The organism is Marinomonas sp. ABL3_031 (assembly GCF_056161265.1).
Window position 1 is genome coordinate 108,030 of sequence record NZ_JBSWYU010000008.1, and the last position, 11,590, is coordinate 119,619.

The 11,590-nt window shown below is 43.9% G+C and carries 10 protein-coding genes; 9 read left to right on the top strand and 1 reads right to left on the bottom strand.

Going from position 1 to position 11,590, the window contains the following annotated elements:
• Positions 1-210: 210 nt before the first annotated feature.
• The 9 genes from rsxA to ACXAH2_RS10595 all read left to right on the top strand — a co-directional run bounded on the left by rsxA (position 211) and on the right by ACXAH2_RS10595 (position 10,164).
• On the top strand, positions 211-792 hold the full coding sequence (gene rsxA, locus ACXAH2_RS10555; RefSeq protein ID WP_353667924.1) for an electron transport complex subunit RsxA: 582 nt from the start codon (positions 211-213) through the stop codon (positions 790-792).
• 10 nt (positions 793-802) lie between these two features.
• Entirely contained in the window at positions 803-1,399 is a 597-nt protein-coding gene (gene rsxB, locus ACXAH2_RS10560) for an electron transport complex subunit RsxB (RefSeq protein WP_475078384.1), read from the top strand.
• Entirely contained in the window at positions 1,399-4,506 is a 3,108-nt protein-coding gene (rsxC, locus tag ACXAH2_RS10565) for an electron transport complex subunit RsxC (RefSeq protein ID WP_475078385.1), read from the top strand. Before rsxB ends, rsxC begins: the two co-directional genes overlap by 1 nt.
• The gene (gene rsxD, locus ACXAH2_RS10570; RefSeq protein WP_475078386.1) at positions 4,507-5,565 is read left to right on the top strand and encodes an electron transport complex subunit RsxD; all 1,059 of its coding nucleotides are present in this window, start codon (positions 4,507-4,509) and stop codon (positions 5,563-5,565) included.
• Positions 5,566-6,183 carry an electron transport complex subunit RsxG gene (gene rsxG, locus ACXAH2_RS10575; RefSeq protein WP_475078387.1) on the top strand — a complete coding sequence of 206 codons (618 nt, stop codon included), beginning with the start codon at positions 5,566-5,568 and terminating at the stop codon, positions 6,181-6,183.
• A gap of 12 nt (positions 6,184-6,195) precedes the next feature.
• A complete protein-coding gene (locus ACXAH2_RS10580; RefSeq protein ID WP_475078389.1) occupies positions 6,196-6,942 on the top strand; it encodes an electron transport complex subunit E in 747 nt (248 codons plus the stop codon).
• A 35-nt stretch (positions 6,943-6,977) separates the two neighbouring features.
• The gene (gene nth / locus ACXAH2_RS10585; protein WP_475078390.1) at positions 6,978-7,613 is read left to right on the top strand and encodes an endonuclease III; all 636 of its coding nucleotides are present in this window, start codon (positions 6,978-6,980) and stop codon (positions 7,611-7,613) included.
• A 220-nt stretch (positions 7,614-7,833) separates the two neighbouring features.
• Complete coding sequence (locus ACXAH2_RS10590) at positions 7,834-9,147, top strand: sensor histidine kinase (RefSeq protein ID WP_475078391.1); 1,314 nt, start codon at positions 7,834-7,836, stop codon at positions 9,145-9,147.
• Between the two features lie 30 nt (positions 9,148-9,177).
• Positions 9,178-10,164: a response regulator transcription factor gene (locus tag ACXAH2_RS10595; protein ID WP_475078392.1), complete on the top strand. Its 987-nt coding sequence runs from the start codon at positions 9,178-9,180 to the stop codon at positions 10,162-10,164.
• An 83-nt stretch (positions 10,165-10,247) separates the two neighbouring features.
• Here the strand turns inward: ACXAH2_RS10595 and cqsA are convergent, their stop codons facing one another.
• Complete coding sequence (cqsA, locus tag ACXAH2_RS10600) at positions 10,248-11,474, bottom strand: alpha-hydroxyketone-type quorum-sensing autoinducer synthase (RefSeq protein ID WP_475078393.1); 1,227 nt, start codon at positions 11,472-11,474, stop codon at positions 10,248-10,250.
• Between the last annotated feature and the right edge of the window lie 116 nt (positions 11,475-11,590).

Genomic DNA, 11,590 nt, shown 5'->3' on the forward strand with positions numbered 1-11,590 from the left:
TATACTGGATTTTTAGCTTTGTTAGTTATAAGCCCATTGGTATAGTAATCATAGTCAGTGTAAGTAGTACTTTTAAAAATGGCTTTCGTTTGAACAGACAAAGTTCGTATGAATAGCAAAAAATAGTGACAACACTCTTCCTAAAACTTGCAGGATAGGCTTAGGAAAATAGAACACATTTCGTTTAATTTACCCTTTTTTGGACGTGAGATGACAGAATATCTGTTGATACTGGTCAGCACCATTCTGGTGAACAATTTTGTCTTGGTACAGTTTCTCGGACTTTGCCCTTTTATGGGTGTGTCTGGCAAATTGGAAACCTCTATTGGCATGGCGATGGCAACCACCTTCGTGTTGACTCTATCCAGTCTGTGTAGTTATCTAACGTTCACCTACATATTGCAGCCCTTTGGCTTGGAATACCTGCAAACCATTTCCTTTATTCTCGTCATCGCCGTAGTCGTGCAATTCACCGAAATGGTGGTGCATAAGACCAGTCCTTTGTTGTACCGCGTATTGGGTATTTTCTTACCTTTGATCACCACCAACTGTGCGGTATTGGGTGTTGCCCTGCAAAACATCAGCAAACAAAACGGTTTTGTCGAATCCATTTTGTACGGCTTCGGTGCGGCGGTCGGTTTCTCTTTTGTACTGGTGTTATTTGCCGCCATGCGTGAACGCATCAATGTGGCGGATGTGCCTGTGGTATTTAAAGGCTCAGCAATCGGTATGGTCACTGCAGGCTTAATGGCCTTGGCTTTCATGGGCTTCACCGCCCTAGTACAGATTTAGGAGCCAGCTCATGACGACTGTTTTACTGGCCATCGGCATCCTAGTCTTACTCGCTTTAGTCTTTGGCGGCATTTTAGGTTACGCCAACGTGCGCTTCCATGTGGAAGGCGATCCCATTGTTGATCAAATTGATGCCTTATTACCACAAACCCAATGTGGACAATGTGGACACCCAGGCTGTCGACCTTATGCCGAAGCCATTGCTAACGGCGAAGCCATCAACCATTGTCCACCAGGTGGTCAAGCCACCATTCAGGCGCTGGCTGACTTGTTGGACGTCGAAGCTATCCCGTTAGACGGCGATCACGGCACAGAAAGCGCCAAGCGCGTCGCGGTGATTCGTGAAGACGAATGCATTGGTTGTACCAAGTGTATTCAAGCATGCCCTGTCGACGCCATTTTGGGTGCGGCAAAACAAATGCACACGGTAATTTCAGATGAATGTACAGGGTGTGATCTGTGCGTCGAACCTTGTCCAGTAGATTGTATCGATATGGTAGAAGTGGGTGTGAACACAAAAACTTGGTCTTGGGATAAACCACAAGGCGTTGCTGCCACCTCATTGAATATTATTGCCACCGACCGTCAAACGGAGGCAGCCCACTGATGCAAACCTTTGATATTTTCTCGTTTCATGGTGGCATTCATCCCCCCGAAAACAAAACTCAGTCACTGCAATTGCCACTTGGTCATCCTAGCTTACCAAAAGAACTGATTTTGCCGCTTGGACAACACATAGGTCAAAGCTCCCGTCCTTTGGTCAAAATCGGTGATAAAGTCTTAAAGGGCCAAACCATTGCGATAAATAATGGTTTTTTGAGCAGCTTTTTACACGCTCCGACTTCTGGCACCATTGTCGCCATTGAAGACCGTTTGATTGCGCACCCTTCTGGCTTGAGCGATCTCTGCATTATTCTGCAGCCAGATGGCTTAGAAGAATGGCAGGCATTAGAACCGTTAGTCGACTGGAAATTACAAAACCGCACCGACATTCTGGCTTTCCTATCTGAAAAAGGCATTGTCGGTATGGGGGGCGCTGGCTTCCCAACACAAGTAAAACTTCAAGGCGCCAACAAGTCACCATTGACACACTTCATCATCAACGCCGCTGAGTGTGAGCCTTACATCACAGCAGATGACATGTTGATACGTGAACGCACTTTGGAATTAATCCTAGGCATCGAAGTGTTACAACATTTGGTTAGCGCCAGCCAAGTGGTTATCGGCATCGAGGACAACAAACCAACCGCTATCAAGTTACTCAACGACTTATTAGACGAGCGCAACAGCACCATCAAAGTCGCAGTGGTGCCAACAAAATATCCGTCAGGCGGTGAAAAACAGCTCATCCAACTGCTGACAGGCAAAGAAGTACCGAGCGGTCAGCACCCAGCCGACATTGGCATTTTGTGTCAAAACATCGGTACTTGTGTGGCCGTTCACGATGCTATTTATCTTGGAAAGCCTTTGATCTCGCGTTTTACGACCTTGACTGGCGATGCCCTTAACGCCCCACAAAACGTCGAAGTATTATTGGGCACGCCTGTTTCTCACTTATTGGAGTACGCCGAATTCCAAGACAACAAGCTGCACCGCTTGGTAATGGGTGGTCCTATGATGGGCTTTACCCTAGATTCCACACAAGTTCCTGTGGTGAAAACCAGCAACTGTATTTTGGCAGCCACTCAACAAGAATTACCGCCACCGGCACCAGAGCAAGCTTGTATTCGTTGTGGTATGTGTGAACAAGCCTGCCCTGTGAGCTTATTGCCACAGCAATTGCTGTGGTTTAGCAAAAGCCAAGAACATGAGAAAGCCGAACATCACAACTTGTTTGACTGCATTGAATGTGGCGCTTGCTCCTATGTGTGCCCAAGTAGTATTCCTTTGGTGCAATATTATCGTCATTCCAAGAGCAGCATTCGAGAAGCCCGCGAGTCCGCAGTCAAAGCGGATCTTGCTAAGCAACGCTTTGAGGCGCGTAAAGCTCGCCAAGAAGCGGAAGCGGCTGAGAAAGAAGCCAAGCGCCTCGCTCGTCAAAAACCGGCTCCCGCTAAGGACACGAACAAAGCGGCAGCAAAAGCAACAGTCAGCACGGCACCTGCAGCAAACGACGAAGCCAAGAAGCTCAAGGTGGATTTGGCCATTGCCAAGACCAAATTGAAGAAGCTTGAGAAGCAATTGCTTAGCGCGCAAGAAAACGAACATCTTGAAGAAATCAACAGCATTCAGTTGCAAGTGACGGATCAAGCTAACCAAGTTAAAGACTTGGAGGCACAAATGGCCAAATTGGCTGTAGCAGAGCCTGTGGCGAAAGCAGTCTCTAGTGCACAAGACAATGCCAGCGATGAGTTGAAAAAAGCCAAAGTGGATCTGGCGTTAGTGGGCGTGAAGCTGAAAAAGGTACAAAAACAACTAGACGAAACGCCAGACGATGTGGACTTGAAACAAAAAGTCGCAGACTTACAAGCGCAACAACAAGCGGCCCAAGCCAAATTGGATCAAGCCGCGAGCACCTCACCCGCTCAAACAAGCTCGAAAGCAGCATCCGGTGACAACAGCGACGAATTGAAAAAAGCCAAAGTCGACCTAGCGCTCGCTGGCGTGAAGTTGAAAAAAGCCCAAAAGCAGCTAGCTGAAGCACCAGATGACGCTGATTTAAAACAAAAAGTGGCCGACTTGGAAGCACAGCAAAAAGCGGCTCAAGCCAAATTAGATCAAGCGCAAACAAGTGGAAAAGCTGCCACCCAACCTGCCAGTGGTGAAACGATAGCCAACAGCGATGAGCTTAAAAAGCTCAAAATTGATGCTGCCATTGCCAAAGCGGCGGTGAAAAAAGTGGAAAAAGCCCTTAAAAAGGCCGAAGAGCTGCAAGCGCCTGAGCTAGACACCTTACGTCAGCAATTCAAAGAAGCTCAACAAAGAGCGGCTGAGCTAGAGAAAGCTTTGGCTAACCCAGGCTCGCAACCGAAAGCACCAGCCAAACCGGAGGAAAACACTACCACTTCGGCAGACGAAGACAAAAAGCGCAAAGTCGATCTCGCCATTGCCAAAGCTGGTATTAAGAAGGCGGAAAAGAACATTGCCTTATTAAAAGAACAAGGTAAAAGCGAAGCGGAAATTCAGGCCTCTGAATGGCCCCAAAAATTACTTGAGGCTCAGCAAAAACTGGCGCAACTAGAATCAACGACAGCAGTCGAAAAGCCTTTAGTTGAACCATCAACCTCGGCGGATCAAGCACAAGCTGCAGCACCGTCTAATGCGGATGAGGATAAAAAACGCAAGATTGATCTGGCTATCGCCAAAGCCAGTATTAAGAAGGCGGAAAAGAACATTGCCTTATTAAAAGAGCAAGGTAAGAGCGAAGCGGAAATTCAGACTTCTGAATGGCCACAAAAATTGCTTGAGGCTCAGCAAAAATTGGCGCAACTAGAATCGTCTGAGGCATCTACATCGGATGCTGCAACGTCAAATCAAAACAATGTAGATCAGGTGAATGAAAAAGCACCTGAAGCCAGTTTGGCAGAGCAAATTAAACAGCAAAAAATTGCCGCTGCCTTGGCGAAAGCACAGGCCAATAAACTGGCGAAAAAGCTTGATGTGGAAGCAGACAATGCCGAACAAATTCAAATTGAAATCGCTCAACTAAAAGATAAGCAAGCACAAGCGGAACATTTGCTTGAGCAACTGATGAAACAGCAAGAGAGTCAATAAATGGCATTATTGAGAATATCGTCTCCCCACGCGCAACGTGCAGGCCATCGCACTTCTTGGGTGATGCAAATGGTTATCTTGGCGACCGTGCCGGGTATCCTAGTGCAGACTTGGTTATTTGGTTTTGGCACCCTGATCAATATTGTCATTGCTTGTTTGACTGCCCTTGCCAGCGAAGCGGTGATTCTATTAATCCGCAAACGCTCAGTAGCCTTCTTTCTTAAAGATTACAGTGCCTTGTTAACAGCGGTATTATTAGGCATTGCCCTACCTCCTGCTGTACCTTGGTGGGTCACAGTCACCGCGGTTGGTTTTGCTATTATTTTCGCCAAACAATTGTACGGTGGTTTGGGCAATAACCCATTCAACCCAGCCATGGTGGGTTATGCCATTGTCTTGGTCTCTTTCCCAGTTCCCATGAGTCAATGGCTTGGTCATACTAGCCTTACCACTTCAGGTGAGACCTTGTCTTTCATGCAGAGCCTGCAAGCCATTTTTCATCATTTGCCCAGTATTGATGGTTACACCATGGCGACACCACTAGACGGCTTTAAACACAAGGACTTGCTCGATAGCGAAACCGCTTTTAATAGCATCCCTGCTCTGCAGGCTGCCAGCCTCAATGCTTGGCTTTGGGTCAACCTTGCTTATCTCATTGGCGGCTTGGCGTTAATTTGGCTGCGCATCATTACTTGGCATACGCCAGTGGCTTTCTTATCGGGTTTATTGATCCTATCGGGTGTGTTTTATGTCATCGACCCAGGCCACTTTGCTTCCCCCGCTTTCCATTTAGCGACAGGGGCGGCCATGTTTGGTGCCTTCTTTATTGCCACCGACCCCGTGTCTTCTTGTACCAGTAATCGCGGCAAGCTGATTTACGGCTTGGGTATTGGCATTCTCATTTACATCATTCGCACCTGGGGCGGTTATCCTGATGGTGTGGCATTTGGTGTGCTGTTAATGAATTTTGCTGCGCCGCTCATTGATTACTACACTCAGCCACGCAGTTACGGTCACAGTAAAGCCAAAAAAGGTCTGAAATTCGGGGAGGACAAATAAATGGACATCCTTGCTTCGATTCGACGTAACAGCCTTGGCCTTGGCATTTATGCGGTATTAACTGCGGGCTTGATTGCTGTGACCCATCAACTGACGGATCACACCATTAAAGATAATATTCTTGAAGCGCAAATCTCCGCCTTTAATGAAATTTTGCCTGCTGATTTGTACGATAATGACTTAACTAAAGACACCGCCGTATTACCGGTAGACCCTTTGTTGGGCAGTGAAACTGGCACCAAGATTCATATCGCCAGAAAAGACGGTGAAGTGACAGGCATTATCTTCGAAACGACCGCCACTCGTGGCTACAATGGCAATCTGGATATGTTGGTGGCAATTAATCGTGATGGCGTAGTAACAGGTAGTCGTGTGATCAGTCACAAAGAAACCCCTGGCCTTGGCGATAAGGTAGATCTAAAGAAATCCCCTTGGATTCTCAGTTTTGCCAACAAATCCCTAACCAACCCGGAGCTATCCGGTTGGGCGGTGAAAAAAGACGGCGGTGATTTTGACCAATTCACTGGTGCAACTATCACCCCAAGAGCGGTGGTAAGAGCCGTGAAAAATACATTAATTTATTTTGATCAAAACAAGGACGCGCTGTTAGCGCGTTGATAAGGCAAAAGTATGAGTGCAGAAGCGGCCACCACAGACGTACAAGAAACCAAGCCTAAAACCAACTATGCCGAGATCATCTACAACGGCATTTGGAAGAACAACCCAGCCTTGGTGCAGCTACTTGGCTTGTGCCCCATGTTGGCGGTCACCAGTACCGTCGTCAATGCGCTGGGACTTGGCCTCGCGACCCTAGTGGTGTTAGTCGGCTCTAACATCGCAGTATCCATTATTCGTAACTATGTTTCTGATGCAGTTCGCTTACCCGCATTCGTAATGATCATTGCTTCTTTCACGACTTGTATTGAACTCATTATGCAGGCTTATACTTATGAGCTGTATCAGATTCTCGGTATCTTTATCCCGCTGATAGTGACCAATTGTGCCATCTTAGGGCGTGCGGATGCCTTTGCCAGCCGAAATCCTATTTTACCATCGGCGATTGATGGTTTCATGATGGGCCTGGGCTTTATGGTGATTTTGGTGGCCTTAGGTGCCATGCGTGAGCTTATTGGTCAAGGCACCCTGTTTTCCGACATGCATTTACTGTTCGGCGATATGGCCCTGAACTGGAAAATCACGGTTTTCCAGAATTACCCGAATGTGCTGTTTGCTATTTTACCACCTGGTGCTTTCATTGGTTTAGGCTTACTCATAGCTGGCAAAAACTATTTCGATGAAAAAGAAAAGCAACGTATTGCCGCCGCCAAAGCCAAAGCAGGCCCTGCAGAATCGAAACGCGTGCGTGTGACAGGATAAATCAGTGAAATCAACAGAAAGTTAAAGGTCATTAGGTGAATAAAGATAAACGACACCAAATATTCTCTCGACTACGAGCAGAAAACCCCAATCCTGTCACTGAATTAGAATACAGCTCCCCTTTCGAGCTGTTAATTGCCGTGTTATTTTCTGCTCAAGCTACTGACGTTAGTGTCAACAAAGCGACGCGTAAGCTCTTTCCTGTTGCGAATACACCTGAATCCATGCTGGCCTTGGGTGTTGATGGTTTAAAAAATTACATTAAGACCATCGGCTTGTTTAACGCCAAAGCCGAAAACGCCATCAAAACCTGTCAGATTCTTGTTGAACAACATAACAGCCAAGTGCCTGAAACGCGGGAAGCCCTTGAAGCTCTTCCGGGTGTTGGTCGTAAAACGGCAAACGTGGTGTTAAATACTGCCTTTCGTCAAATTGCGATGGCGGTAGATACACATATTTTTCGCGTCTCAAACCGGACCAAGATTGCCCCAGGCAAAAACGTCTTAGAAGTAGAAGAAAAGTTACTGCGTTTTGTCCCGAAAGAATTCCTACTCGACGCCCATCATTGGTTAATCTTGCATGGTCGTTATATTTGTGTCGCCCGCAAACCCAAATGCGACGCTTGTATTATTGAAGATTTATGCGAATTTAAAGAAAAAACCTCTTGTTAATTCTAATGTCTTTTCTATTAATCTACTCACCCCTACAAAGAGCCATGCTGTTAAGCAAACCGTTGTCATAACAAACTGACTGTAATAGCATGGAAGTTCAAAGCCAGATCTAAGCTATCCTTATCATTTATGGCAAACATCAAGCCATTGTTGCCAGAATAATTATTTAATTTATATAAAACAACATCTTAAACTGATTGTTTCAAGGAAGACTAAGAAAGTGCGAACGATAAAAGTCCTTTTTTATCTAATAATGATCCGCTTAAAAACATCACTCATCACAAGTGTCGAGTACTCTAAACCTCATGCCTTTGCCATAGGCTTAGTTGGCGTGTTCGGTTTCCCTTTATACTACTGGATTTGGAACGACCTCTTTCCACAACCTTATGAAAACCTAACACTACGTTTAATCGGCAGCATGCTATTTTTGGGATTCGCCTTTATTAGACACTGGCCAAGTTACCTGCAACCCTACATACCTATATATTGGTTAATTATCATGCTTTATGGGTTATCTTTTTTCTTTACCTTCATGTTATTAATGAATCAAGGAAACATTGTCTGGGCCATGTCCACAATGGCAGGATTAAGTTTACTTATATTAGTAGCCTATGATTGGGCTTTAGTCATTTTCATGTATTTTTTTGGCTCTTTACTTGCTTTATCTGTCTATTTTTTAGAATCAAATGCCCTACAATTGAACAATTTTTTAATACAATTGCCCATTTATTTATTCTTAATCTTCACTGGAAGTATTTTTAATTACAAATCCGTTCAACTTAAGCAAGAAAAGCTAAAAGTTTTAGCTGCTGTCGGGGCAGAAATTTCCCATGAACTGAGAACCCCTCTGATGACCATTCACAACCATGCTCATGGTTTAAAACGATACCTACCAGAATTGTTCAATGCCTATGAGCTAGCCATAAAACACAAACTACTCAAGCAGCCAATGAAATCTAATACTTTCGACATTCTCAATGCTTCTTTGGATCAAATTAAGAACGAAGTCCTGCATTCCAATACGATCATTGACATGCTTCTCATGAATTTAGGCAAATCAAAAATCAATCAAGAGGAATTCGGGTATTTCTCCATGGCAGATATAGTGACTCAAGCAATTGAGCGCTATCCATTTGATTCGCAAGATGAAAGAAATATAGTCACTACGAATCTTAATGAAGACTTTCAATTTTTCGGTTCTGATCTACTCATGATGCATGTGCTATTCAACCTAATAAAAAACGCTCTGGTCTTTACAAATAGCACCTCAGAAGCCAATATTGAAATTAACCTTAAAAAAGAAAATAATAGAAATTGCCTGTCTTGTAGAGACAATGGCAAAGGCATCTCATTAAAAGATAGGCTATCTATTTTTGAGAGTTTTTATTCCTCTGCCAATTTGGACAAAGGAGCCGGTACTGGCATCGGTTTGGCGTTTTGCAAAAAAGTGTTAACCAGTTTTAATGCTGACATTACATGCGATTCTAAGCTCGGGGAGTACACTGAATTTACTTTAAGCTTCCCCGATCCATAAAAAGAAAGTAACAACAAAGATGGAATTTGAATGATGCTTCAACCTAATCAAAAAAAAATTAATGCGTATTTTCACCCTACCACAGTGGTCTTCTTAGATGATCACCAAGCCTTTCTCGATAGTATCCCTTTAGCATTAGAAGCAGATACTATCTATAAGAGCTTTGTTCAACCGCAACAAGCCATTCAATTTATTAATGATAACATACAACATCATCCGGCATTGGAAAAAGACAACCAATGGTTCTTAAACGATTCAACTTACCATTATAAATTTGATAGCAGGTCCATCTTACACAAAACCCTTAATAAACAACGTTTTTCGGAACCTTCCGTGCTAATTACGGACTACGCCATGCCAGGCTCAGATTACAATGGATTAGATGTTTGTAAGGCCATTAATAACCCTTATATAAAAAAAGTCCTCTTGACCGGTGTCGCAGACGAACACATTGCCATTGAAGCACTGAATAATAAGGTGATTGATTTTTATCTGAAAAAAAATGTGCAAGACGTTCTCCCGCAGATAAACCAATTAATTGAAAAATACCAACAGGATTACTTCAATGACATGAACAGAGTCATTCGAGAAGGTTTAACTTTACAATCCCCTCTGGTTGAGGACTCTGCGGTTGTGGATTATTTCTTTTCTCTGATGCAACAAAAAAACATTGTAGAATACCACTTACATACCGAATTGAGCCCCGCCTCAGCTGACTTTTTACTCTTGGATAAATCTGGAAAACGTTATCGCTTGTTGCTACTCACTAAAGAAGACATCAAGGTTCACAAAGAAATTGCAAGCGACGCCAAAGCACCGTCAGAGTTATTAAAATCATTAGATCAGCCTACTAGCATCCCATTGTTCCCCAGTTTGGACGGTTTTTATCACCCAAACATTGAGGAAAATTGGCAAGACTTCTTTTACCCATGCATTACAATTGATGGCGAAGAAAGCTACTTAGCGGCTTTTATAGAAGAAAGCAATATGATTACCCCTAAACAAAAAGTCTCCTAATGCGAATATTAGTAGATAATTACGAACGAATTCTGCGAGATGACAAGCCTAGCCCTCTCGCAGAATAGTGTTTTCTTAAAACATTAAGCAACTGATGTCTTTAGATATTCAGTCGACATCCTCCTCGTTGAACGCCATTGATCTAAGCTAATATCCTTTCTAATCTCTTTGAAGACCTGAACGACTTTATGCAACTGGTTAATCGTTAATCCTGAATTTACAGACAAACGCATTAACGCTCGATTTTTCGCTGTGGCGGGCGCACAAAAAACGGAACCAAACACATCCCTGGCCTCTAACACGTCTTTTAATACCTTGGTTTGCCACTCCGTTCCTGACTCAATAGCAATAATTTGTGATTCAGAAGCTCTCGTGTTATAGCCTAAATTACTCAAGGATTGCCTTAAATAATTGGCATTCAGTACCAACTGTTTACGACTCTCATCAGCAACCAATATTAAATCTAAGGTCGCGTTCAAACCCGCAATTTCATAAGGTAAAAGAGCAGAACTAAAAATCGCGGGTTTTGATGTAAATTTAAAGTATTCTGCAAAGCCTTTTGGACAACTCACTATTCCGGCACGGCCTGCAAAAGCTTTTGCCAAACTGGCGGTTCGGAACATGACCTTGTCCTGCAAACCATATTCCACCACCAAACCACGACCTTGGGGTCCATGGGTGCCCAAGGAATGCGACTCATCCACCAATAACAAACAACCTAAATCAAATGCGGTTTCCACTAACTCTTTGAGTGGACAAACACTGCCATTGGTACTGTAAACAGAATCCACCATGACCAAACCTGGGCCATGTTGTTTCACCAATGTTGCCATATGCTCAACACTATTATGACGGAATGGATAAACCGAGGCCTTGCTAAAATGCGTCCCATCCCACAATGACATGTGCGCCAACATATCAATGTAAATGGGCACTTCAGCCCCCTCGACAATCGCCTGAACCAAGCCAATATTAGCGTTATAGCCAGACTGACAAAGTACCGTCTCATCTGCTTGCATAAAATCCGCCATACGCTTTTCAAAGTTTAGCTGTGGATTGTCTCCATGCAGAAAAATGGAAGACATAACAACAGTATCTTCTATGCCGTCTAATACCTCACGTTGTGCGCTGAGAATATCAGGATGATTTGCTAATGCAAGATAGTCATTACTAATCAATTTCAGAGAAAGTGAAGTTGGGATAAGCCCATGCATAATATGCTCCCCCCCCCATTCTTCCTTATATCGTTGTAAATGTGCGTTCACTTTTTTAGCCAAATAATTGGGATAACACTTAGTCTCATTCATCATGAGTTTTCTCCTATTGCCTTTGGGCATTTTTGAATAACTCAAAAAAGAGAAAAAAAACCTTCACTAAATGACACAACCAAATCGCTTCATCTTCTCATCAGACCTAAGCCGTATGG

Coding starts and splice junctions, on each gene's coding strand:
- rsxA (WP_353667924.1), top strand. CDS start 211: ATGACAGAATATCTGTTGATACTGGTCAGCACCATTCTGGTGAACAAT.
- rsxB (WP_475078384.1), top strand. CDS start 803: ATGACGACTGTTTTACTGGCCATCGGCATCCTAGTCTTACTCGCTTTA.
- rsxC (WP_475078385.1), top strand. CDS start 1,399: ATGCAAACCTTTGATATTTTCTCGTTTCATGGTGGCATTCATCCCCCC.
- rsxD (WP_475078386.1), top strand. CDS start 4,507: ATGGCATTATTGAGAATATCGTCTCCCCACGCGCAACGTGCAGGCCAT.
- rsxG (WP_475078387.1), top strand. CDS start 5,566: ATGGACATCCTTGCTTCGATTCGACGTAACAGCCTTGGCCTTGGCATT.
- ACXAH2_RS10580 (WP_475078389.1), top strand. CDS start 6,196: ATGAGTGCAGAAGCGGCCACCACAGACGTACAAGAAACCAAGCCTAAA.
- ACXAH2_RS10595 (WP_475078392.1), top strand. CDS start 9,178: ATGATGCTTCAACCTAATCAAAAAAAAATTAATGCGTATTTTCACCCT.
- cqsA (WP_475078393.1), bottom strand. CDS start 11,474: ATGATGAATGAGACTAAGTGTTATCCCAATTATTTGGCTAAAAAAGTG.